Annotated in this window: 21 protein-coding genes; 12 read left to right on the plus strand and 9 right to left on the minus strand. The window is 67.9% G+C overall.

Annotated elements, in window-relative coordinates; all coding sequences use genetic code 11:
* Nucleotides 1-40 precede the first annotated feature (40 nt).
* From hslU to CHB64_RS02740, 4 genes are all read left to right on the plus strand, one after another.
* Nucleotides 41-1360 (plus strand): ATP-dependent protease ATPase subunit HslU, encoded by a 1320-nt coding sequence (hslU, locus tag CHB64_RS02725; RefSeq protein ID WP_089411035.1) that lies wholly within the window; start codon nucleotides 41-43, stop codon nucleotides 1358-1360.
* A gap of 142 nt (nucleotides 1361-1502) precedes the next feature.
* Nucleotides 1503-3125, plus strand: coding sequence for a hypothetical protein (locus CHB64_RS02730; RefSeq protein ID WP_089411036.1), 1623 nt, complete (start codon nucleotides 1503-1505; stop codon nucleotides 3123-3125).
* Nucleotides 3126-3176: 51 nt separating this feature from the next.
* Nucleotides 3177-3437: a type II toxin-antitoxin system Phd/YefM family antitoxin gene (locus CHB64_RS02735; RefSeq protein ID WP_089411037.1), complete on the plus strand. Its 261-nt coding sequence runs from the start codon at nucleotides 3177-3179 to the stop codon at nucleotides 3435-3437.
* Entirely contained in the window at nucleotides 3434-3841 is a 408-nt protein-coding gene (locus CHB64_RS02740; protein WP_089411038.1) for a type II toxin-antitoxin system VapC family toxin, read from the plus strand. The genes CHB64_RS02735 and CHB64_RS02740 overlap by 4 nt, the downstream gene beginning before the upstream one ends.
* Nucleotides 3842-3847: 6 nt before the next feature.
* Here CHB64_RS02740 and CHB64_RS02745 read toward each other — a convergent pair whose 3' ends face one another.
* The 3 genes from CHB64_RS02745 to CHB64_RS02755 all read right to left on the minus strand — a co-directional run bounded on the left by CHB64_RS02745 (nucleotide 3848) and on the right by CHB64_RS02755 (nucleotide 6539).
* Nucleotides 3848-4474: a Smr/MutS family protein gene (locus tag CHB64_RS02745; protein ID WP_089411039.1), complete on the minus strand. Its 627-nt coding sequence runs from the start codon at nucleotides 4472-4474 to the stop codon at nucleotides 3848-3850.
* The gene (gene mltA / locus CHB64_RS02750) at nucleotides 4471-5838 is read right to left on the minus strand and encodes a murein transglycosylase A (protein WP_089411040.1); all 1368 of its coding nucleotides are present in this window, start codon (nucleotides 5836-5838) and stop codon (nucleotides 4471-4473) included. The genes CHB64_RS02745 and mltA overlap by 4 nt, the downstream gene beginning before the upstream one ends.
* A gap of 65 nt (nucleotides 5839-5903) precedes the next feature.
* Nucleotides 5904-6539, minus strand: a complete 636-nt coding sequence (locus CHB64_RS02755) for a Tim44/TimA family putative adaptor protein (RefSeq protein ID WP_089411041.1) — start codon at nucleotides 6537-6539, stop codon at nucleotides 5904-5906.
* 89 nt (nucleotides 6540-6628) lie between these two features.
* Between CHB64_RS02755 and CHB64_RS02760 the strand changes: the two genes are divergently transcribed.
* Nucleotides 6629-7030, plus strand: a complete 402-nt coding sequence (locus CHB64_RS02760) for an FxsA family protein (protein WP_089411042.1) — start codon at nucleotides 6629-6631, stop codon at nucleotides 7028-7030.
* Nucleotides 7031-7111: 81 nt separating this feature from the next.
* Nucleotides 7112-7645, plus strand: a complete 534-nt coding sequence (gene secB, locus CHB64_RS02765; RefSeq protein WP_089411446.1) for a protein-export chaperone SecB — start codon at nucleotides 7112-7114, stop codon at nucleotides 7643-7645.
* A gap of 64 nt (nucleotides 7646-7709) precedes the next feature.
* Here the strand turns inward: secB and dnaQ are convergent, their stop codons facing one another.
* Both dnaQ and CHB64_RS02775 read right to left on the minus strand, forming a co-directional pair.
* Nucleotides 7710-8438 carry a DNA polymerase III subunit epsilon gene (dnaQ, locus tag CHB64_RS02770; RefSeq protein ID WP_089411043.1) on the minus strand — a complete coding sequence of 243 codons (729 nt, stop codon included), beginning with the start codon at nucleotides 8436-8438 and terminating at the stop codon, nucleotides 7710-7712.
* Between the two features lie 9 nt (nucleotides 8439-8447).
* On the minus strand, nucleotides 8448-10568 hold the full coding sequence (locus tag CHB64_RS02775) for a pyrroloquinoline quinone-dependent dehydrogenase (RefSeq protein WP_089411044.1): 2121 nt from the start codon (nucleotides 10566-10568) through the stop codon (nucleotides 8448-8450).
* Nucleotides 10569-10693: 125 nt separating this feature from the next.
* Between CHB64_RS02775 and CHB64_RS02780 the strand changes: the two genes are divergently transcribed.
* Nucleotides 10694-11428, plus strand: coding sequence for a TetR/AcrR family transcriptional regulator (locus CHB64_RS02780; RefSeq protein WP_159462389.1), 735 nt, complete (start codon nucleotides 10694-10696; stop codon nucleotides 11426-11428).
* Entirely contained in the window at nucleotides 11425-12657 is a 1233-nt protein-coding gene (locus CHB64_RS02785; RefSeq protein ID WP_089411046.1) for a cytochrome P450, read from the plus strand. The genes CHB64_RS02780 and CHB64_RS02785 overlap by 4 nt, the downstream gene beginning before the upstream one ends.
* 53 nt (nucleotides 12658-12710) lie before the next feature.
* On the opposite strand, the gene CHB64_RS02790 is transcribed toward CHB64_RS02785, so the two are convergent.
* Complete coding sequence (locus CHB64_RS02790) at nucleotides 12711-14096, minus strand: FAD-binding oxidoreductase (RefSeq protein WP_089411047.1); 1386 nt, start codon at nucleotides 14094-14096, stop codon at nucleotides 12711-12713.
* A 188-nt stretch (nucleotides 14097-14284) separates the two neighbouring features.
* Here CHB64_RS02790 and CHB64_RS02795 point away from each other — a divergent pair, with 188 nt between their 5' ends.
* A complete protein-coding gene (locus CHB64_RS02795) occupies nucleotides 14285-15259 on the plus strand; it encodes an AraC family transcriptional regulator (RefSeq protein ID WP_234993309.1) in 975 nt (324 codons plus the stop codon).
* Nucleotides 15260-15277: 18 nt separating this feature from the next.
* Here the strand turns inward: CHB64_RS02795 and CHB64_RS02800 are convergent, their stop codons facing one another.
* Together CHB64_RS02800 and CHB64_RS02805 are read right to left on the minus strand one after the other, a co-directional pair.
* Nucleotides 15278-18028: a response regulator gene (locus tag CHB64_RS02800; RefSeq protein ID WP_159462390.1), complete on the minus strand. Its 2751-nt coding sequence runs from the start codon at nucleotides 18026-18028 to the stop codon at nucleotides 15278-15280.
* A 151-nt stretch (nucleotides 18029-18179) separates the two neighbouring features.
* A complete protein-coding gene (locus CHB64_RS02805; protein ID WP_089411050.1) occupies nucleotides 18180-18725 on the minus strand; it encodes a MarR family winged helix-turn-helix transcriptional regulator in 546 nt (181 codons plus the stop codon).
* Nucleotides 18726-18805: 80 nt separating this feature from the next.
* On the opposite strand from CHB64_RS02805, the gene CHB64_RS02810 reads away from it, so the two are divergent.
* Complete coding sequence (locus CHB64_RS02810) at nucleotides 18806-19525, plus strand: glutathione S-transferase N-terminal domain-containing protein (RefSeq protein WP_089411051.1); 720 nt, start codon at nucleotides 18806-18808, stop codon at nucleotides 19523-19525.
* Nucleotides 19522-19962, plus strand: coding sequence for a 2,4'-dihydroxyacetophenone dioxygenase family protein (locus CHB64_RS02815; RefSeq protein ID WP_089411052.1), 441 nt, complete (start codon nucleotides 19522-19524; stop codon nucleotides 19960-19962). Before CHB64_RS02810 ends, CHB64_RS02815 begins: the two co-directional genes overlap by 4 nt.
* 44 nt (nucleotides 19963-20006) lie before the next feature.
* Here CHB64_RS02815 and CHB64_RS02820 read toward each other — a convergent pair whose 3' ends face one another.
* Nucleotides 20007-20738, minus strand: coding sequence for an SDR family oxidoreductase (locus CHB64_RS02820; protein WP_089411053.1), 732 nt, complete (start codon nucleotides 20736-20738; stop codon nucleotides 20007-20009).
* A 158-nt stretch (nucleotides 20739-20896) separates the two neighbouring features.
* Here CHB64_RS02820 and CHB64_RS02825 point away from each other — a divergent pair, with 158 nt between their 5' ends.
* A complete protein-coding gene (locus tag CHB64_RS02825; RefSeq protein ID WP_200815206.1) occupies nucleotides 20897-21862 on the plus strand; it encodes an AraC family transcriptional regulator in 966 nt (321 codons plus the stop codon).
* The last annotated feature ends 20 nt before the right edge of the window (nucleotides 21863-21882 follow it).

Raw genomic sequence — 21882 nt, forward strand, 5'->3', positions numbered from 1 at the left:
ACATGGAACGCGTTCTTGGCCTTCGCGTCCCAAAGGAAAAATGAGCGATTTTTCTCCCCGCGAAATCGTCTCCGAGCTCGACCGGTTCATCGTCGGCCAGGCCGCGGCCAAGCGCGCCGTGGCCATCGCCCTCAGGAACCGCTGGCGCCGCCGCCAGGTCGAAGGCCCGATGCGCGAGGAGATCACGCCGAAGAACATCCTCATGATCGGGCCCACCGGCGTGGGCAAGACCGAGATTTCGCGCCGTCTGGCGAAGCTCGCCGGCGCGCCCTTCCTAAAGGTCGAGGCGACCAAGTTCACCGAGGTCGGCTATGTCGGGCGCGACGTCGATTCCATCGTGCGCGATCTCGTCGAGATCGCCGTCGGCATGGTGCGCGAGAAAAAGCGCGCCGAGGTGCGCGCGCCCGCCCATCGCGCGGCCGAAGAGCGGGTGCTGACCGCGCTCGTGGGGGACGGGGCGGGCGAGAAGACCCGCGCAGCCTTTCTTGAAAAGCTGCGTTCGGGAGCGCTCGACGATCGCGAGATCGAGCTCGACCTGCGCGAGGGCGCGGCGGGCGCGCCGATGATCGAAATTCCGGGCATGCCCGGCGCGCAGGTCGGCATGGTCAATCTTTCCGACATTCTCGGCAAGGCGTTCGGGGCCGGCCCGCGCAAGCGGCGCAAGCTGCGCGTGGCGGACGCCTACGAGCCGCTGATCGCCGAGGAGTCCGACAAGCTCGTCGACGAGGACGCGATCGTGCGCGAGGCGCTCGCCCTCGCCCAGAACGACGGCATCGTCTTCCTCGACGAGATCGACAAGATCGCCCGCGGGCGCGAGGCCGGCCGGGCCGGCGGCGCCGACGTCAGCCGCGAAGGCGTGCAGCGCGATCTTCTGCCCCTCATCGAGGGGGCGACGGTGGCCACCAAATACGGGCCGGTGAAGACCGACCATATCCTGTTCATCGCCTCGGGCGCCTTTCACCTGTCGAAGCCCTCGGATCTTCTGCCCGAGCTGCAGGGCCGCCTGCCGATCCGGGTCGAGCTCGACGCGCTCACCCGCGACGACTTCCGGCGCATCCTGACCGAGACCGAGGCGAGCCTGCCGCGCCAGTATCAGGCCCTGATGGCCACCGAAGGGGTGACGCTGGTCTTCGAGGAGTCGGCCATCGACGCCATCGCCGACGCCGCGGCGGCCGTGAACGCCAGCATCGAGAATATCGGCGCGCGCCGGCTGGCCACCATCATGGAGACCGTGCTCGAGGAGATTTCCTTCACCGGCGCCGACCGGGCCGGCGAGACCGTGACCGTCGACGCGGCCTATGTCGAGGCCCGCCTCGGCCCCGTCGCCCGCGACGCGGACCTGTCGAAATACGTGCTTTAGAGGGCGAAACGCGATGATCGCCCGGCCGCGCGGCCTTGGCAGGGTCGGTTCGCCCGCCCTTTCGGATTCGTTAAAGGCGCGTTAATCTGGGCCGCTTGGCGGGGAGCCCCGGCGGGGCAGGGGAGTCTTCAGGGGAAGCGGTATGGCGGACGGCGGCACGACAGTCTCGAAGGCGCGCGCGCCCCGCATCGCCTATTCCGGCGAGGAATTCGGCTTCGGCTATCAGGCGAGCGAGCTGTTCGAGCGCGCGGCCCGGCGCTACGGCCCCTGCGACGGCGGCTGGAAGCGCCTCGTTTACGACCAGGAGTTCGAAGACATCAGCCGCGCGGCGAGCCGGCGTTACGATTTCTCGCGCGTCCAGCGCCTTCCCTTGCGCGCCAAGGAGCAGGCGCTGCTGGCGGTCAAGCAGGGCACGGCGGATTTCGCCGTGGTGCCGTATTACTCGCCCTATGCCGGCTACGACTTCGAGACCCTGCGCGCGCTGTCGAGCCTGTTCGGGCTCATGGCCGTCGAGCAGTATGAGGCGACCGACCAGCTTTGCCTTGCCGTCTATGAGCCGCAGGTGCTCGATCTCATCCAGTCGGCCCATCCCGGCTCCGGCCTGTCGGCGCTCTTGAAGAAAGAGCGGGCGAGCTGGGGCGGCTATAACGCGCGCCCGGAAGAACGCAACCCGTCGGTGCACGAATCGGGCGATCAGTATCGCGCCGGCCTGGTGATCGACCAGTCCGCGCAGCTGATGCTCCGCGACCGGATCGACACCGTCTTCGCCGGGCCCGAGGCCGCCCGTCGCTGCAAGTCGAAGCTCGACGGACTGCGTGCGGCTGGGGTCGAGGTGATCGAGACGCTGCGCTCGGTCGAGCCGCATCGGGAGATGGCGCGGCTCGCGCGCGCGGCGCTCAACCAGAACCGGCAGACGAACACCTTTTACGATCCGCGCGACGGCAAGACCCATTTCGTCTCGACCATGACCGCGGACCCGCAAGCGTCCCGGCTCTACGGCGTCATCCTGCCCTTCCAGGTGGCCATGATGTCGCAGGAGTTCACCATCATCGATCCGGAGATCGAGGACGCCGAGCCCGCCAAGACCCGCTTCTTCGTGGTCGGCGTGGCGCCGGACGAGACGCTCACCGACGACGCCTACAAGACCACCGACGCCAAGACCCGCTACTGGATGCGCCGGCTGCGCCGGGTCGCGCATGAGGCTGAGCGCCGCGCCGCCGGCGGCGACGAAAAGGGGGGCGAGCCCGATCCGGGCGTGCGGGTGATGTTGCGCTTCCATCGCGCCGGCGCGGCGGCCTCCATCGGCGACGTTGAGGACTTCCTGCGCAATTTCGGCGTGCGCCATGCGGTCGCCCGCATCGACGAGGACAGCGAGCGCGACAATCCGGCGGCGATGGTGCTCGACGTCGAGTTCTCCCTCGCCGATTTCGAAGGGGATTTCGCCTATGCGGGCCCCTTCGCCGCGATGGGAAGCTGGTTCGCGCGCCGCTTCGGCGGTTCGGTGGCGAACGGCGCGCTGAAGCGCGCCTTCCAGCGCTGGAAAAACCGCGGCGTCACGGTGCTCGCCGCCGTCCCCTATGTCACGCCGCAATTGCCGAAGCACAAGCGGCGCACCTGGTATGGCGACGCGTTGCGGGCCTGGGCTTGGGACTTCGCCGAGACGATGTTCATCCGCCTGTCGCGCATCCTGCTCATCTACGTGCTGCCGGCCGCCGCGCTCGGCCTCGTCGGCCTCGCGATCTGGCTGCAATATTTCCGCGGCTGATCGCGTTGTTGACCAGCTTGACCAATTGATCGGCGGCGCCTGCTTCATGTCATGACCAAGCAGGTCAATCTCTCCGAGGCGAAAACGCGCCTGTCGCAGCTTGTCGATGAAGCCGCAGCCGGCGAGGAGATCGTCATCGCCAAGAACGGCGCGCCGCGCGCCGTCCTGAAACCGCTGCCCGAAGCCGCGCAGAAAAAGCGGGTCTTCGGCCTGTGGAAAGGCGAAGCGCGGTTGCCGACGGCGGAAGAATGGGCCGAGATGGATCGCGACGTCCTTGAACTTTTCGGGGTAAAGAACGACGGGCGGGCGTGAGCGGCGTTCTTCTCGGCACGCATGTTTTTCTCCGCCTTCTCGAGGCGCCGGAGGAACTGGAGGATGCGCTCCTGTCCCGCCTGGCGGACCCGGCCGAACGTCTCCTCCTGAGCGCGGCGTCGGTGTGGGAAATCTGCATCAAGGCGAACCTGAGCAAGCTGGCGCTGCCGGCGCGCGTCGCCGCCGATCCGGATGCGGGGTTTCGCGACGCGCTCGGGGCGGCCGGGATCAATTTTCTTCCGATCGAGCTGCATCATGCCGCTGCTATCTTGCAGCTGCCGCCGCATCATCGCGACCCGTTCGACCGGATGCTCATCGCGCAGGCGCTTACGGACAATCTCGTGCTGGCCAGCGCAGACGGCGCGTTCGCGCGCTATAAGGGACTGAAGCTCCTGCGCGCGTGAAAGCCGTCATGATCCCTTTTTTGTCCATTTAAGGAACACATAAAACGCCCCGTCGCCGCCGTCGCGCGGGGCGGCCGGCGCGGCGCGCGCGACGAAGCGGGCGAGCGCCGGGTCCTCCATCCACTCAAAGAAGCGCAGCCGCAAAACGCCGCGCCCGGCGCGCGGCGCGAACGGGTCGCGCCCGGCGTCGCCGCCCGTTCCGCGCCAGCCCTTGCCGGTGATGACGAGCACGCAGCGCAGCCCCTCGCCCGCCGCGCGTTCGAGAAACGTCTCCAGCCGGGCCCGCGCCGCGGCCTGCGTGAGTCCGTGCAGGTCGAGCGCGCGCTCCGGCCTGATGCGTCCGCGCCGCGCGCGCCGGTCGAGCGCCGGGTCGCCGGCGGCGAAGGGGGAGAGCCGCTTCGACGCCGGCCCTTGCGGCGCAGTCCCGGCCGCGCGCGCCGGGGCGCCGGCCGGCGCCGCCGCGCGCCTCTCGTCGCGCGCTTCCAGACCGGCGCCGCCGCGCGCCGCTCCGTCAGCGCAAGGATCATCCGTGTCGGGAACGGCGCCTCGCTTCTTCCGGTCCAGGGGCGCGACGTCGCGGGTCGCCCGCCGCCACAGCGCCGCCTCCTCGGGCGCGAGGCGGCGGCGGCTCATTCCGCGTCCCGCCGGCGCGCCTCGCGCCAGCGCGTGTGCGGATCGGGCGCGCCGGAAAGCTGCGCCGCGACGGGGGCGGGAACGAGGACGTACATTTCCCCTTCGACCCTGAAGGCGCCCGCCGTCGCGCCGGCTTCTTCGCCCGCGCCGAAAAATACGTCGCCGCGGATCGGCCCCTTGATCGCGCCGCCTGCATCCTGCGCGATCATCAGCCGACTGAAACCGGACGGGTCGCCTTCGCCGTCGAGCGCGACCCATACCGGCGCGCCGAAGGGATGATAGCGCCGGTCGACGGCGAGACTGCGCCCCGGCGTGAGAGAAACGCCCTCTGCGCCCGGCGGGCCGAGCGCCGGATCTTCTATAGGCAGCATGCGGAAGAACACGTAAGAGGGATTGAGCTCGCGCAGGGCCCGCGCGTCTTCCGGCGCGGCGCGCGCCAGCCAGTCGCGGATCGCCTGCATGCTCATCGCCTCGCGCGAGACGACCCCGCGCTCGATGAGCGCCCGGCCGATGGCGAAATAGGGATGGCCGTTCTGCCCATCATAGCCGACGCGGATCTCCCGCCCGTCCTCGAAGCGCAGCCGGCCCGATCCCTGTATTTGCATGAAGAAGAGGTCGTCCGGGCGCAGCCAGGCGAGGGGCTCCGCCCGTCCCTCCAGCACGCCTTCGTTTATCGCGCGATGATCCGGATAGGGATGAAGCGCGCCGCCCTGCACGTAGCCGGCGATGCGCTCGCCGGCGAGCTCGGGCCGGAAGCGGCCGAGATCGACCATGACGAGATCGTCGGGCCGGGCGAGAACGGGCGCGGAGAAATCGGGCGTGCGGCGCGGCGAAGCCTCGATGACCGGTTCGTAATAGCCGGTGAAAAGGCCCCTCTCCTCGATCAGCGGCGGCTGGTCCGCTGCGGGTCCGCCCGGCGTCGGCGGGCGGATCGCGACGATCTTCAGGGGACGGAACTGCTCCTCGAAGAAAAGGCGCGCGGCGGCCTGCGAGCCGTCGGGGAGCGCGAGCGCGGCCAGGCAGACCCGCCGCCACGCGGCCGCCGATCCGGCCACGGAAGAAACGCCCGCCGCCGCGCCCAGCGCTTCGGCGGGGTTGGCGGGGGCGTCCGGCGCCAGCGTCAGGATGCGCGCGCAGGAGCGCCGAAGCGCGGGGATGGCTTCGGCCGGATCGTCCTCGCTCCAGCCGGGAAGCTCCGCGAAGGAGGCGACGCGAAAGGAGAACTGCGGCGGGCCGTAGGCGTCGGCGCCGGGCGGGCCGGCCTTGCGAAAGACGTCGGAGAAGGTCAGCGCCGCCGCGATCAGGGCCGCGGCGACGGCGGCCGACAGCGCGAGCGCGATGAGGCGTGAGTCGAGTTTCAGCACGTAGACTGACCCTCAGCGGCGTCGGCGCGCTCTTGCGCGCTCCGGGCTTGGCTTCCCGTTTTCCGCTATACCGCGCCGCCGGTTGCGACAAGGGTCCAGTTGGGATCGCTGCTCGCCGCCCTGCGCGAGAAGGTCCAGCGATCCCTGACGAGATCGATGCGCGCCGGATCGCCCTCGACGACGTTGCCATCGGCGTCGCGCGTCACGCGCACCTGGTTGGAGGCGAAATCGACCACCGCCGTCATGACGCCGCGCTCAACCTTGCTTTCGACGATCCTGGCCGCATCGATTCCGACGAATTTGAGGTCCGTCAAATGGCCCTTATCTTCGCGGTCGGCCACGGCCGCCTTGAACGCATTGTAGACGGACGGATCGAGATAGCGGCGGATGCTCTTGAGATCGCCTGCGGCGAATGCTTCCACAATCATCTCATAGGCGGCGCGCGCGCCGTCGAGGAAGGCTTTCTCGTCGAAATAGGGATCGGCCGCCCGCAGAGGCTCGGCCTGCGCGGAGACGGGCGCAAGCGGCTTCACAGCCGCCGGCGCGGCCTGCGCCTCGCCGCGGGCCTCTCCGCCGCCCGCTCCGCCGCGCACGCTTTCCAGATCGCGCCGCTCATGACCGGTCCGCGTTCCGAGCACGGAAAACAGCCGGAACAGCACGAAAGCAGCGACGGCGGCGAATATCAGAACGACCGGATCCATGTAACAGGCTGCGCCAAGCGCCTCTGACGGTTAAAATCGGGCTTTCGCCCTCTATATAGGGCTCAGGTCGAGGAAAACACCATCCCGTTATGATCCTGTTGATAATCGCGCTGATCGTGCTCGCCCCGCTGGTCGAGCTGTACATTCTTATTCAGGCGGGCGCGGCGTTCGGCGCGCTGCCGGTCATTGCGGCCTGCATCGCCACGGCGGCGCTGGGCGGGCTCATCCTGCGCGCGCAGGGTCTCGCGGCGCTGGCGCGCGCGCGGCGCGATCTCGACGAGGGCCGGGCGCCGGTCGAGGCGGTCGTCGACGGGGCGTTTCTGGTCGCGGCCGCGCCGCTTCTGATGACGCCTGGTTTCGTCACCGACGCGCTCGGCTTCGCGCTGCTCGTCCCGCCGCTGCGCCATGCGATCGCCAGGGCGGCGCTTCGCCGCATCCGCCGCAGCATCGACCGGGGCGAGACGCGGATCTACATCGCGCGCCGGCGCTAGCCCGCCGCGCGGCTTGCCCGTCCGGGACGGGGCGTGTATGACCCGCCCTCCTGAGAACAGATTCAACCGTTGGTGAACGGCATGTCGGAGACGACCCCGAACGAGGGCGGGAACAATCAGGGCGCGAGCAATGGCGGCGCGAACAACCCGCAGGCCGGCGGCCTGCCGAGCCTGGCCGTGCTGGCGCAGTATCTGAAGGATCTCTCCTTCGAAAACCCGCGCGCGCCGGCGAGTTTCGCCGACTCCGGCGCGGCGCCGAAGATGGAGGTCGACGTCAACGTCAACGGCCGCGGCCTCGCCCAGGACCGTTACGAGGTGGAGCTGTCGGTCTCGGCCCGCGCCCGCCGCGACGACGAGGTGATGTTCGTCGTCGAGGCGACCTACGCCGGCGCCTTCGAGATCAAGAACGTGCCGGCCGACCAGATGGAGCTCGTCATGCTGGTCGAGTGTCCGCGCCTGCTCTTTCCCTTCGTGCGCCAGATCATCGCCGACGCCACCCGCAACGGCAATTTCCCCCCGCTGATGCTCGAGCCGATCGATTTCTTCTCGGTCTATCAGCAGAACCGGGCCCGGCAGGCGCAGAACGCCGGAGCGCAGCCGGCGGCTCACGCCTGACGCACGGCGGACTGAGTCTGTAGACGACGGTCTGCGGCGGTCGTTTTTATTCTCAAACGAAATTTCACTCCGCCGCCTGGGACTTGACGGCGGCCAGGCGCGCCCAAAGGCTGTCGGGGCCGAGTTCGGCCTCGACGAAGGCGGCGTGGGCGGCGGCTTCCTCGGGCGTCACGAGGCTCGGCAGCGGCGCGGGGCGCGGCCGGGCGCGCCGGCGCGCGCCGTGGCCGGCCCCGTCCTCATCCGCGGCGCGGCCGAAATCGAGGCCCGCCTGCGGCCCGCCCGTCAGCTCGATATAGACCGCCGCGAGCAGCTTGGAGTCGAGCAGGGCGCCGTGGCCGTCGCGCGCCCGAACAGTCGTGTCGATGCCGAAACGGGCGCAGAGCGCGTCTAGGCTCGCCGGCGCGCCGGGAAACTTGCGCCGTGCGACGATCAGCGTATCCAGCAGATCGTTGGCCAGCGGCCTAAGCCCGTACGCCTCGAGCTGGGCGTTAAGGAAAGGCAGGTCGAAGGCCGCGCCGTTATGGGCGATGAGCTGGGCGTCGCCGACGAAATCCAGAAAGGCCGGCGCGACCGAGGGGGCGGCGAACGCCGGCTTGTCGGCGAGGAACTCGGTCGACAGGCCGTGCACCCGGAACGCGCCTTCCGGCACGTCGCGCTCCGGATTGACGTAAGTATGGAACGACCGGCCGGTGACCGCGCCGTGAACGAGCTCCACCGCGCCGATCTCGACGATTCTGTGCCCCTCCTCGAACCGGAAGCCCGTGGTTTCGAGGTCGAAAACGATCTGCCGCATGCCCGTCTTTTAGCCGTGTTCGCGAGGCGGCGAAGACCCGTCCGCAGGGTTGTGGAAAGAACGCGCCGCGCGGCGACGCCAAAGCGCGACGCCGAGCGCGACGAGCGCGCCTGCGGCCATGAACAGGACGATCAGATTAAGCGCGAAGCGCCGGCCGGGCTTGTCAAGAAGGCGCGAGGCGAATCCGGGGCGCTTGTCGCCTTCGCGCGGCAGGGCGAAAGCGACCACATAATCGCCTTTGCGCGTGCCGGCCTCTGAATGGCCGCCCGCGGCGATGACCACATATTGCCGGCCGCGCCATTCATACGTCATCGGCGACGCCTGACCGCCGGCGGGCAGGCGGCCCTGCCACAGCTCCGCGCCGGTCGCGGCGTCAAAGGCGCGCAGGTAGTCGTCCATCGCCGCGCCGATGAAGACGAGCCCGCCCGCGGTGACGAGCGGCCCGCCGGCGTTCGGCGTGCCGGTCTTGAGGGCGAGCCCCAACGGGGCGAGCTCCTCCGTCGTTCCGAGCGGGGCGCTCCAGGCGATCTCGCCCGCACCCAGATCGACCGCATGCAGCTCGCCCCAGGGCGGCGGATTGCAGGGCAGGCCGAGCGGCGACAGCATCATCTGTCGGCGCATGGCGTAGGGCGCGCCGCGCATCGGCGCCTGTTCGCCGCCATGAATCGGATGATAGTTCTCATCCGTCCGGGATTTGGGGACCAGCGTTACGAGGTGCATGGCGTTCATGGTCGGCGCGAACAATCGGTTCGTGTCCGGATCGAACGCCGCGCCGCCCCAATTGGCGCCGCCGCCGGTGAAAGGATAGACGATCGTTCCTTCGAGCGAAGGCGGCGTGTAAAGGCCTTCGGCGCGCGCCGCCGCGATCGCCTTGCGGCAGGCGCCGCGATCGAAGGGCGTGAGCCCCCACGCGTCCTGCGGCCTGATCGTCGAGGGAACAAGGGGCGGCGGGGCGACAGGGAAGGGCTGGGTCGGCGACAGGACCTCGCCCGCGACGCCGCCCTGCGGCGCGGGGCGCTCCTCGACAGGGATAAGCGGTTCGCCCGTGTCGCGGTCGAGCACGAAGATAAGGCCCATCTTGGTGACCTGAACGACGGCGTCGCGGGTCTCGCCGCCGATCGGCAGCATCGCGAGCGCGGGCGCGGCCGGCACGTCATAGTCCCATACGTCGTGATGCACGGTCTGGAAGGCCCAGCGGATCTCGCCGGTGGCCGCCTCCAGCGCGACGACCGAATTGGCGTGGCGGTTGTCGCCCGCGCGCAGCCCGCCGAAAAAGTCCGGAGACGGAGAAGAGGTCGGCAGAAAGACCAGGCCGCGCGCCTCGTCGACCGACATCGGCGCCCAGACATTCGCGTGACCTTCCTGCGGGGGCGCATCTGCAGGCCAGCCGAGATCGCGCGCGGCGTCATCGCGCGGAATCGGATCCCAGGCCCAAAGCTGCTCGCCTGTGCGCGCGTCGAACCCGCGCACGACGCCTCTGGGCGCCTCGACGCGAAAATTGTCCGCCAACGCCGAGCCGACGACCACGACGTCGCCGACGATGGCGGGCGCGGATGAAATCTGCGCTTCGCCCGGCCAGCCGAGCGGCATGCCATAGTCTATTTCGACGATTCCGCCTTGTCCGAACCCTTCGCAGGGTTTTCCCGTTCCATGATCGAGCGCGACAAGCCGGCTGTCATTCGTCGCCATGAAAATGCGTTTCGTACACGGACGACGAGGGACCGCGTCGACGTCGCGCCAGAAGGCGACGCCGCGGCAATTGAAGGCGTTCGCCGGCCTCTCGTCGTAATCGACGCCCGGATCATGCCGCCACAGCTCCTCGCCCGTCGCGGGGTCGAGGGCGATCGCCGTGTTGAAGGGCGTGCAAAGAGCGAGGCGGTCCTCGGCGAGGATCGGCGTCGTCTGGAATTTTGACCCCTGCACGGCGCGCGCCGGGGCCGCCATGTGGCCCGTCCGGTAAGTCCAGACAGGAATGAGTTCGGCGACGTTCCGAGGCGTGATCTGCGCGGCGGCGGAATATTTCATGCCGCCCTGATCGCCGCCATAGGCCGGCCAGTCGCCCGCCCGGCCGGCGCCGTCGGCCGCAAGCGCCAGAAGAAAGCAGGCCGCCCCCGCTTGAAGCCGCCCCATGAGGCCCTCCCGTTTCGTGCGCGCCTACTAGGCCCCGGAGCGGCGGCGCTGGCAACGCCTATATTTCTGGATCGATCGTTCCAGTTATGTTATTGGATCAATCAATCCAGAAAGCGGAGTCCCTCATGCCCGCCCAGACCCGCCGCGCGCGCCCCGCGCCATTCGTCGCCGACGGCGCGGCCGGATCGCCGCCGCGCGGCAACCGGCGCGGCGCGGCGAGCCGGGCGCGAATCCTCGCCGCGGCGCGCCGGATTCTGGTCAAGGAGGGCTACGCCGCGCTCTCCATGGCGCGGCTCAGGGTTGAAGCCGGCGTATCCTCAGCTTCGCTCTATCATCATTTTCGCGACAAGGCCGCCATCGTCGCCGCGGCGCTCGAAGAGACCGTCAACGAGAACGCGCGGCGCTTCCGCGCGACGCGCACGGACGACGGCCCGCTCGCCGACGCCGAACGCTTTTTCGACGAGCTGCGCGCCGTGCGCGGGGAAGGCGCCTCGGACACCGCGGCCCTTCTTGCAGCGGCGGCGGAAGCGGGCGCGGATTCGCCTGAAACCGCCGAAGTCGCCGCCAAGGCGAACCGCTACGCCGAGCGCGTCATCGCCGAGAACTTCGCCGACTATTTCGACATCGAGGACGGACGGCTTTTCGCCCATCTTCATATCGCTTTCGCGTTCTACATGACGCATGCGGAGAAAGCGGGCTTTGCGCGCGCCGAGCGCGCGGCGATCTTCGCGAGCCTGCGCGCGCTGGTGCTTCTGGCGGGCGCGGCTACGCGTCCGGATTTTTATGATGACGCCGATTTCGCCGCCGCCGTGAAAGAGGCGACGCCTCGGCGCGCGAGAAGGAAAGGGGAGAAGTCATGACCGTTAAAATCGCAACAGCGCAAGAGATTCCACTCATCGACCAGGACGGTCCCTACAGGAACGATCACGAAATGCTGCGGGCCTGCGTGGGGCCTGCGCCCGTCGCCCGAACGCCTTACGGGACGTATCTCGCCCTTCGCTGGCGGCACGCTGAGACGCTGACGAACCCTTCGCTGACTCGCCAGCTCGAGCTCGAAACCATGTTCTTGCAGGGCATATCGGACGGGCCCATTTTCGAGATGTTCGCCAACGGCATGCTGTTCTCGAACGGCGAGGCGCATCGGCGCCGGCGCGGGCCGGTGGCGAAGACCTTCGCGTTCAAGGCCATGGAGGCGATGCGCGGCGAGATCAGGGCGCTCGCCGAAACGCTTGTCCGCGCGCGCCTCAATGCGGGCGTCGTCGATTTTCTGGATGAAATCGCGGGCGAAATTCCTGCCGCAATCATCGCCCGCATTCTCGGCGTTCCCGGCGACGATGCGCCTTATTTCTCGCGCCTCGTCTATTCTTCGATCCGCGGCCTCTCCCCGCATGAACCAAGCGTGCGGCCTCAAATCGAGCGCGACCTCGCGGCGCTCAACGATTATGTGGCGGGACTGCTCGAAGCGCGGCGCGCCGCGCCCGAGGAGGATTTCCTGTCGCAATTCCTCGCCGCGACAGGCGGCGAGGGAGGCCTTTCCCCGGTCGAGGCGCGCGTGCAGGTCGCCGGCCTCATCCTCGCCGGCTCCGACACGACAAGACTCGCCATCTGCTCGACCCTGTCGCAGCTTCTTCAGCATCAGGATCAGTGGGCCGCACTGTGCGCCGACCCCGACGGCCTCAAGAAGCCGGCCGCGGAGGAAGGATTGCGCTACGATCCCGCCGTCGCCAGCGTGCCGCGCGTGGCCCTTCGCAATCTCGATCTCGACGGCTTCGTCGTTCCGGCGGGCTCAGTCGTCGCGCTGTCGCTGATCGCCGCCCTGCGCGATCCGGAAGTTTACGAAGACCCGGACAGGTTCGACATCTTCCGCAAGGATCGCACGCGTTGGCATCTCGCTTTCGGCGCCGGCGCGCATCGCTGCCTGGGCGAGGCGCTGGCGCGCGCCGAGCTTGAGGAGACGATCGCCGCGATCGCGCGCCTTGCGCCAGGAACGAAGCTGGTCGGCCCGCCGCCGAAGCTTTCGGGCCTGCGCGCCGTGCGGTCCATCGACCGCATGGAGGTCGCGTTCGCGCAACGCACAATATCAATATAAAGACGAAACCCGCCGCCCGCCGCATTCGGGGCGCGGAATGCGGCGGGCCGGGCTTACGCGGCCGGGCGGATGTTCTGGTTTACCCGGAAAAAATTCTCCGGATCGTATTTTTTCTTGACCTTCCTGAGACGCGCATAATTCGGCCCGTAAGTCTCTTCGATCCGGTCATCGCTTTCGTCGTCCATCATGAAGTTCACATAGGCCCCGGAGCGGTTATAGGGATGGACAGCCTTCCAGTAGGCGCGGCCCCAGCGCCTGAGGTCCTCCGCCTTGCCTGGATCGGAATCGATTCCGGCGATCACCATAGACCAAATCGCGTCGCGGCAGCTCCAGGCCGTCTCGTTTTCGCCGACGCGATGAACGGCGCCGTCGATGGGATAAAGATGCATCAGCGAAAGCTCGGTGGGGCTTTGCGAGGCGTGCTCAATATGAGCGTCAATTGCGGCGTCGGGCAACTCGTCGACGAAATCGCCTTTCCAGTACCATTGCAGGCCAGCGGGCAAGAGCGGGTCGAACATCGACTGCAGCGCGTGGAAAGGCATTTGCGCCATGCCGTTCATTAGCGGCTTGGGCAGCGCATCAAGGAGCGGCTTGAGCGCCGCTGCGCCTTCGTCTTCCGGTCCGTTATAGCAGGATATGAGCGCACAAATCCGTACACCCCATATTTCCTCCGGAAACGGTGCTGTCGACGGTATGGTCTTGAGACCGAGAAAAGGATAAAGCGTTTCTGGCGCCGTCGGCAGAAAGGCGCGGTAAGCTTGCATGATCTCGCGCGCGTGGGCGATGTCCCAGAAGATCGGCCCCGCGTAGACGTTGCGCACGGGCATGGCGCGGAACAGGAAGCTCGTGACGACGCCGAAATTGCCCCCGCCGCCTCTAATGGCCCAGAAGAGGTCGGCGTTTTCAGAGTCGCTCGCCGTGACGAACCGCCCGTCGGCGAGCACAATGTCCGTTTCCAGCAGATTATCTATCGTAAGTCCGTGTGCGCGGGAAAGATAACCGTGACCGCCGCCCAGCGTAAGGCCGGCTATGCCCGTCGAGCCGACAATGCCCGCCGGCACGGCGAGGCCGAAGGCCGACGTCGCATGCTCGACATCGCGTTGCGTGCAGCCAGGTTCGACGCGGACCGTGCGCGTCTTCGGGTCGACCCTGACGCCTTTCATCTGCGACAGATCGATGACGAGCCCGCCGTCGCAGCTCCCAAGGCCCGGACCGTTGTGGCCGCCGCCGCGAATGGCGACGAGAAGATCGTTTTCGCGGCCGAATTTCACTGCGGCGACAACGTCGGCCGCGTCGACGCAACGCGCGATGAGGCGCGGCCGCTTGTCGATCATGCCGTTGTAAAGCGCGCGCGCCGCGTCGTAGTCGGCGTCGCCCGGGACGATGATCTTGCCTCGAAAGGCGTCGGCGAAGGCTGTGAAGTCTTTTAGTTGTCGCATCTGGCTCTCCTTGAGCGCTCGCTCCGTCTTTGGAGCGGCTTACCAAAGTAGGATAGCTGCGACTGGCGTTTGGAGGTATGATCGACGCGCCGGCGCTTTTAACAGCCCGTCCGAACGGCTAGTCAACAGTATCAAATAGTTGATCGACCGTCTGTGGCGGGAAGCGATAGGAGCGACGTTCCTTGGACGTGTTATCGGACGTGATGCAGGCGGTCCGTCTGACTGGCGCGATTTACTTTGACGTGAATGCGCGCACGCCTTGGGTGGCGGAAACGCCGCCTATGTCGAGCATCTGCGCGGAAGTGATGCCGGCGTTCGAACATGTGATCGCATTCCATATCATGCTCGATGGTTGGTGCTGGGCGCAGCTCGCCGACGAATCCGAACCGGCCGTGCGACTCGAAGCGGGCGACGCCATCATCTTTCCTGCGGGCGACGGCCATTTCATGAGCAGCGAGAAGGGCAAGCGCGGGACGCCTGACTACACGCTCTATTATCGCCCACGCAATCGGGCGCTGCCTTTCGTGCTGAAACAGGTCGGCGGAGAAGGCGAGCCGGCGCGGTTCGTGTGCGGCTATCTGGGCTGCGACGCGCGCCCCTATAATCCGGTCATCGAAGGGCTCCCGCGGATGATGTATGTCCGCCGTTCCGGCGACGAGAGCGATCTGACGCTCGAGCTGCTGCGGCTCGCCGTCGCCGAGACCGCCAACCCGAAACCGGGAGGCGAAACGATTCTCTCGAAACTCAGCGAACTGATGTTCCTTCAGGCGCTGCGCAAGCACATGGAGGAGCTTCCGGCTGAGTCACGCGGGTGGATCGCCGCGCTGCGGGATCGGCATGTGGGCGAGGCGCTGCGGCTGATGCATTCGCGCCCGGCCGAGAACTGGACGCTCGATGCGCTTGCCAGAGAAGTCGGCATGTCGCGGTCGGTTTTCGCCGATCGCTTCGCGCAGATCATGGGGACGCCGGCGATGCAGTATCTTTCGGCCTGGCGTCTTCAGCTCGCCGCGCGCCTGCTCGAACGGCCGAACGTTTCCATCGCGCAGGCCGCGGCCGAGGTCGGCTACGGCTCGGAAGCGGCGTTCAACCGCGCCTTTAAGAAACAGGTCGGCGCGCCGCCAGGCGCTTGGCGGCGCGAACGCGCGCCGGCCGTTACGGCGTAATGCGCGCGCCGCCGGGCGTTACGCTTCGACGGCGGCCTCGCCCGCCAGCGTTTCCTTCACCTTCGCGGCGAGGCCCTTAAGGGTGAACGGCTTCTGGATGTAGCCGGCCTCCTCGATCGCATCCAGTTGCTCGCGCAGCGCCGCCTCGGCGTAAGCCGACATGAAGATGACTTTCGCCTTCAGGCCCAGATCGGCGCGCGCGTGCTCGACCAGGGTCGGCCCGTCCATCGCCGGCATCATCACGTCGGTGATGAGAAGGTCGAACGCGCCGGCCTCCTCCGCGATGACGTCGAGCGCCTCCTCGCCGTCGCCGACCGCGGTGATCTCGTAGCCGCAGTCTTCGAGGGCGGCGACCACGAAGTTCCTGACCGCGTCCTCGTCCTCGACCACGAGCACCCGGCCCGCGCCGGTGAGATCCATATGGCCGGCGGCGGCGGTCGCCTCGATCTCCGGCTCGCCCTGATGGGCGGGCAGATAGATGCGGAATACGGCGCCCGGACCGTCGTTCTCGCCAAGAACGATGGCGCCGTCCATTTGTCCTATAATTCCGTGTACGGTAGAAAGGCCGAGGCCCGTGCCCTTACCCTCTTCCTTGGTGGTGAAGAAGGGATCGAAGATCTTGTCGGCGATCTCCCTGGGCACGCCGGGGCCGGTGTCGGCGACCTCTATCAGCAGGTGATCCTGCGCGGCGAGGCCGGCAAGGCCGAGCGTTTCGATCTCCGCCGCCGGTACAAGCCGTGTACGGATCGTCAGCACGCCTCCAGCCGCTCCCATCGCATCGCGAGCGTTGACGGCGAGATTCATGATCGCCGTCTCGAGCTGGTTCCTGTCGACACGGATGAGCGGCAGCCCGCGCCCGTTGACCAGTTCGAGCTTCACCTTCTCGCCGATGGCGCGGTCAAGGAAACGCGCGAAGTCGCGCAGGATCTCGGTGATCGACAGCACCTCGCGCTTCAGGGTCTGTTTGCGCGAGAAGGCGAGAAGCTGCTTGGTCATGTTGGCCGCCCGCTGGGCGTTCTCGCGGATCAGCACGAGATCGCGATAGGCCGGATCGCCGGCCGGGTGCCTCAGCATCAGCCGCTCGCAATTGCCGAGCACGACCTGCAGAAGGTTGTTGAAGTCGTGGGCGACCTCGCCGGCGAGTCTACCGATGGCCTTCAGCTTCTGGTCCTGCGCGTGCTCGTCCTGCATGCGCTTGCGATCCGTAACGTCCACGGAATAAAGCATGGTGCGCCGCGCGCCGTAACCGCCGCGCCGGCGGCGTACGGGCCGGGCGTAGACGGCGAAGGCGCGCGCTGCCGCGCCGGCGCCGAGCGTGACCTCGACGGGCTTGGGCGCCCCGCCCGAGGCGGCGCGCCGACGGATCTCGGCGGCGAGCTCTTCAAGGCTTTCGGGCGGAAAAGAGCGGGAAAGGGGCGCGTTTTTCTTTGCGCCGCCGAAAACCTCCGTAAACGCTCTGTTCGCTTCGACGATGCGCGCGTCGCGGCCGAACTCGCCCTCGACCACCGCGACGCCGAAGGGCGCCTCGGCGATGTCGCCCGAGACCGAAACGGTCTCTTCTTTCTCCTTTTCTTCTTCGAGCGCGAGCTCGACGCAGACGAAGCCTTCGCCGACGCCGCCGCGGCGAAAGGCGCAGAACGTTCCGTCCGCGGGTTCGCCGCCCGGTCCGCGCAGGCGCGCCTTTTGCGGCGACTGATCGACGCGCCACAGCGCGCGTACGAGATCGGCGGTCTCGCCGAGCACTAACTCGTCGATATGGGCGGACGCGCCGCGGCCTGCGCCCAGCCGCTCGCGCAGGGCGGCGTTCGCCCAGGCGATCTGGCCCGAACGCTCGAGCGCCAGAACGGGGCGGGGAAAGTCCGCATAGGCCGCGGCGAGCGCGTCGTGCTGGTTTTCTTCGAGCGGCAGCTCGCGCAGGCGCCAGGCGACGTAATCCTCCGCGCCCGGAATGGGCCGCACCGAGACCTCGAAGCGCCGCCGCGCGCCGCCGCCCTTGACGCCGATCAGCTGATGAATGATCTCCTCGGCGGCGGCCGCGCTCTTGGCCGCCCGGCACAGGCGGAACAGCTTGGTCGCCTCCGGGCCCTGCTGGGCGAACAGCCGGTCGATGCGCGGCGGCAGGCCAGCTGGGCCGATCACGCCGGCCTCGCGCGCGAGCGCCAGATAGGCGGCGTTCGCATAGACGACGACCCCGTCGCGGCGCGTCACCAGCCGCGCGTCGGGGTCTGCGTCGAGCGTCTTTTCCGCAAGGCCCAGCGCGGCGAGCATGTCGGCGCCGGCGAGCCTCGCAGCCTCCGCCCCCCCGCGTCCGGCCGCCCGGCGCAGCATCGCGCCGGCGAGCAGGGCCGGCGCATGCTGATTGAGCGCCGCGCCGGCGGCGAGCAGCAAGGCGAAGCCGAAAGCCGCCGCAAGCGACGCCCCGATGAGCCCGGCGCCGACATAGCCGAGCCAGACGCCGGCGGCGAATCCGGCCGCGAGGCCCGTCCACAACAACGCAAAGGTGACGAGCTGCCAGCGTTCCGGCCGAGCGTCGCCGACAGGGACCGCTTCTACGGCGCCGGGCGCCGGCCCAGGCCGGACGCGCCGGCGGGCGTCCTCCTGGGCGGCGGCCTCGTCGAGCAGGCGCGCGATTTCGGCGGGCGAGGCCGGGCGCGGCGCGGCGGCGGGCGCCGAAGGACCGTCCCCGGAAGGGCCTGCCGCAGGCGCGTTCGCCCGCGCGCGCGCGACGCGCGCGATCTTCCGTTTCAATGCTGCGGAGGATTCGGCCACGCAATCCGCTCCCTTGAGTCGAGCCGCCATAGAAATCGCGCCTCCCGAGAACGGCCTTCGGGCGGCTTTCGAAGCGACTGTGAGGCGCTTCGCCGTCCGGCGCCAGACGCCCGTCTCCCCGTGCAGCTTGCCGAGCCGGGTTAACGCTTCGTTAAGAGGCGGGCGGGTCGCCGTCGAACGCCGCGGCGAGCCGTTTGAGCAGGCGCGCGAGGCGCGCGCGCTCGCCGGGCGCGAGACTTGCGATGTATCGCCGCTCGACGCCCATGTTCTCGCGAAAGGCCGCCTCGACCTTGCGCCGGCCGGCGGGGGTGAGCGCGACCAGGCGCTCGCGCGCGTCCTCCGGCGCGCGCAGGCGACGGACCAGCCCCGCCTTCTCCAGCCGGTCGAGCCGGTTGGTGAGCCCGCCGGATGAGATCATCAGCGTCTGGTAGATCTCGGTCGGGCGCAGGGTGAAGGGCGGGCCCGCCCGGCGCAGCGCCGTCAGCACGTAATATTGGCCGGCGTCGAGGCCGTGGCGGGCCAGCAGGGCGTCGATCTCGCGCCCCAGCCGGCGCGCGATCCGGCGCATCCGCCCGAAAATGAGCAGGCTTTCGACGTCGATGTCGGGCGTTTCGCGCGCCCATTGGGCGACGATGCGATCGACATGATCGGGGCGCGGCCGGTCGTCCGGCGCGGGTTTTTCCGCCTTCTCAGCCATATGGTCCTGCGTGGCGCGATTTTATCTTGACGTCAAGATATTTCAGGCGTATCTTTATGTAAAGATAATCGGAGCGCCAGATGATCGACCTTTATTACGCCGCGACGCCGAACGGGCTGAAGCTCAGGCTGTTCTTCGAGGAGACAGACCTTCCCCATCGCCTGGTTCGCGTCGACCTCGGCAAGGGCGAGCAACGCGCGCCGGCCTTTCTTGCGATCTCCCCCAACGGCAAGATTCCGGCGATGGTCGATCATGCGCCGGCTGACGGCGGGCCGCCGCTCGCCCTTTTCGAATCCGGCGCGATGCTGCTTTATCTCGCGGAGAAGACGGGGCGCTTCCTGCCGCGCGATCCGCGCCTGCGGCTTGAATGCCGGCAATGGCTGTTCTGGCAGATGGCCGGGCTCGGGCCGATGGCCGGCCAGGCCGGGCATTTCCGCGCGCACGCGCCCGAGCCGGTTCCTTACGCGATTCATCGGTATACGAACGAAGTCGAACGGCTTTACGGCGTGCTCGACCGACGCCTTGAGGGGCGCGATTTCATCCTCGGGGAATATTCCGTCGCAGACATGGCCTGTTATCCCTGGATCGCCGTTCATGACGGGCTCGGCCAGCAGCTCGATGCGCGCCCCGCGCTGAAAGGCTGGGTCGACCGCATCGCCGCGCGCCCCGCGACGCAGTGCGCCTATGAGGGCGTCGAGAGCCACTACGCCAAGAATCGCCCGGCCATGTCCGAGGCCGAGCGGCGCGTTCTTTTCGGCGCGCCGGCCACCGATTCATCCGCAGAAGGAGACCCCCGATGAGCCCGATCGCCAATCCCATCCGAACGCCGGATCTTCCCTTCGTGCCGATCCGCGAAGGCGTCTCGTTCCGGCCGATCCGTTTCGATGCGGACGGCTGGACCCTGCAATTGAAAGTCGAACCGGGAACGACCGTGGCGCGCCACCGCCACACCGGCGAGGTGCACGCGCTCACCCTTTCGGGCCGGCGCGAGATCATCGACACCGGCGAGATCGTGGGGCCGGGCGACTATGTCTACGAGCCGCCGGGAAACGTCGACTCCTGGCGCTGCTTTGGCGACGAGCCGTGCATCGTCCACATCACCCTGACTGGCCGGGTCGAGTATCTCGGCGAGAACGGCGAGGTGCTGTTTCATACCGACACGCACAACCAGCGGGCGGCCTATCTCGCCTGGTGCGCCGAAAACGGCGTTGCGCCGAACGCGCCGATGGTCGGTTAGGGCCGAATACGGACCCGCGCAAAGCGCGAGTCCGCGTTATCGCGTTAAAGCGCTTGCTGGACAGGGCGCACGACGATTTCATTCACGTCGACATTGTCCGGCTGCGTCACCGCGTAATGAACCGCCGACGCGATATCGTCCGAATTCAGCGCGAACTCCCGCACGCCTGAGACGAAGTCGCGCATTTCGGCGTTGGTGATGTCGTGGCCGAGTTCGGTCGCGACCGCGCCGGGTGATATTATCGTTACACGGATTGTTTTCAGTTCCTGGCGAAGCCCTTCGGAAATCGCCCGAACAGCGAATTTCGTTGCGCAGTAAACGGCTCCGCCCGGGAAGACGACATGGCCCGCCACCGAGGCCACATTGACGAAGTGGCCCGAGCCCTGGCGCTCGAAGACCGGCAAGGCGGCGGCGACGCCGTTGAGCACGCCCTTGATGTTGACGTCGACCATCTTGTTCCACTCGTCGACTTTCAGCGCGCGCATCGGGGAAAGCGGCATGACGCCGGCGTTGTTGACGAGGACGTCGAGCCGGCCGAACCGCTCGACCGCGAAATTGATAAACTCCTTTACGCCCGCCGGATCGACGACGTCGACAGCCCGAAGTTCGGCCTCTCCGCCGTGATTGCGAATATCCCTGACGAGCGCTTCGAGGCGGTCCGCCCGGCGAGCGCCGACGAGAACCTTCGCTCCGGCTTGGGCGAGACGTTTGGCGGTCGCTTCCCCGATGCCGCTCGAAGCGCCGGTGATGGCGACGATCTTGGCTGTTACGGTCATTTCTCGATTCCCTCTTGATCACTGACGGGGCGTCCCCCCGCCGCGGACCGAAGATGAGGGCTGCGGGACGCGAAGCGATAGTCCGATCCTGCAAGATGATTGCCTGATTCTACAAACTTTTGACGCGGGCGTTCCCCGACGCTCTATGGCGCTCTACGATGCGCTTGCGCCAAACGACCATGAAGGGCGCATATAAACGAGCTTTCGAGCGTGAGGTCGTCATGGAGAGGCATGCCGAGCTGGCGGCCATGATTGACAAATACGCCGGCGGCGACGGCGTTCATGCAACGCCGATTCCGCGTCTGCACCTCATCCGCGCCGCCACGACGACCGAGCCGGTCGTCGCGCCTTACGAGCCGGCCGTGTGCATCGTGGCGCAGGGCGAGAAGCAGGCGATCCTCGGCGACGTCGCGCTTGCCTACGATCCGGCCAAGTACCTCGTCGTTTCGGCCGACGTGCCGGTCATTTGCCATATAACCAAAGCCTCGTCGGCGTCTCCTTATCTCTGCCTGCGGCTCGATCTCGATCTGGCCTCTCTCGGCGCGATGATGCTGGAGCTAGGGGTCGAACCTGCGCGCGGCGATGCGCCCGGTCCGGCCTTGGCGCTGAGCGCGGCGACGCCGGAGCTCATCGACGCTGCGGCGCGACTCGTCGCGCTGCTCGGTCATCCGCAAGACGCCCGCGCGCTCGCCCCGCTCGTCGAGCGCGAAATCCTCTACCGGCTGATGACCGGCGAACAGGCCGACAAGATCCGCCAAATCGCGGTTTCCGATTCCAAGCTCGCGCAGGTCAGTCGAGCCATCCGCTGGATCAAACGGAATTACGCCAAGCCGCTCCGCATAGAGACCGTCGCAGCGGAGGCGCGCATGAGCCCCTCCGGCCTCTACCAGCACTTCAAGGCGGTCACAGGAATGAGTCCGCTGCAATATCAAAAGCGATTGCGCCTGCAGGAGGCGCGCCGGCTGTTGCTTCAAGATTCCCTCGATGCGGCTGGCGCCGGCCATCGTGTCGGCTATGAAAGCCCGTCGCAGTTCAGCCGCGAATACGCGCGCGCCTTCGGCGCGCCGCCGATGCGCGACATTGAGCGGCTGAAAAAGGGTCAGGAGCCGATGGTCGGCGCCTGAGCGCAAGCCCGGCCTTTCGT

This window comes from Amphiplicatus metriothermophilus (genome assembly GCF_900199215.1).
GTDB lineage: Bacteria > Pseudomonadota > Alphaproteobacteria > Caulobacterales > Parvularculaceae > Amphiplicatus > Amphiplicatus metriothermophilus.

Excerpts from the sequence above, each read along its gene's own strand:
- hslU (WP_089411035.1), top strand. The coding sequence starts at position 41 with ATGAGCGATTTTTCTCCCCGCGAAATCGTCTCCGAGCTCGACCGGTTC.
- CHB64_RS02730 (WP_089411036.1), top strand. The coding sequence starts at position 1,503 with ATGGCGGACGGCGGCACGACAGTCTCGAAGGCGCGCGCGCCCCGCATC.
- CHB64_RS02735 (WP_089411037.1), top strand. The coding sequence starts at position 3,177 with ATGACCAAGCAGGTCAATCTCTCCGAGGCGAAAACGCGCCTGTCGCAG.
- CHB64_RS02745 (WP_089411039.1), bottom strand. The coding sequence starts at position 4,474 with ATGAGCCGCCGCCGCCTCGCGCCCGAGGAGGCGGCGCTGTGGCGGCGG.
- CHB64_RS02755 (WP_089411041.1), bottom strand. The coding sequence starts at position 6,539 with ATGGATCCGGTCGTTCTGATATTCGCCGCCGTCGCTGCTTTCGTGCTG.
- CHB64_RS02760 (WP_089411042.1), top strand. The coding sequence starts at position 6,629 with ATGATCCTGTTGATAATCGCGCTGATCGTGCTCGCCCCGCTGGTCGAG.
- secB (WP_089411446.1), top strand. The coding sequence starts at position 7,112 with ATGTCGGAGACGACCCCGAACGAGGGCGGGAACAATCAGGGCGCGAGC.
- dnaQ (WP_089411043.1), bottom strand. The coding sequence starts at position 8,438 with ATGCGGCAGATCGTTTTCGACCTCGAAACCACGGGCTTCCGGTTCGAG.
- CHB64_RS02775 (WP_089411044.1), bottom strand. The coding sequence starts at position 10,568 with ATGGGGCGGCTTCAAGCGGGGGCGGCCTGCTTTCTTCTGGCGCTTGCG.
- CHB64_RS02780 (WP_159462389.1), top strand. The coding sequence starts at position 10,694 with ATGCCCGCCCAGACCCGCCGCGCGCGCCCCGCGCCATTCGTCGCCGAC.
- CHB64_RS02785 (WP_089411046.1), top strand. The coding sequence starts at position 11,425 with ATGACCGTTAAAATCGCAACAGCGCAAGAGATTCCACTCATCGACCAG.
- CHB64_RS02790 (WP_089411047.1), bottom strand. The coding sequence starts at position 14,096 with ATGCGACAACTAAAAGACTTCACAGCCTTCGCCGACGCCTTTCGAGGC.
- CHB64_RS02805 (WP_089411050.1), bottom strand. The coding sequence starts at position 18,725 with ATGGCTGAGAAGGCGGAAAAACCCGCGCCGGACGACCGGCCGCGCCCC.
- CHB64_RS02810 (WP_089411051.1), top strand. The coding sequence starts at position 18,806 with ATGATCGACCTTTATTACGCCGCGACGCCGAACGGGCTGAAGCTCAGG.
- CHB64_RS02815 (WP_089411052.1), top strand. The coding sequence starts at position 19,522 with ATGAGCCCGATCGCCAATCCCATCCGAACGCCGGATCTTCCCTTCGTG.
- CHB64_RS02820 (WP_089411053.1), bottom strand. The coding sequence starts at position 20,738 with ATGACCGTAACAGCCAAGATCGTCGCCATCACCGGCGCTTCGAGCGGC.
- CHB64_RS02825 (WP_200815206.1), top strand. The coding sequence starts at position 20,897 with ATGCGCTTGCGCCAAACGACCATGAAGGGCGCATATAAACGAGCTTTC.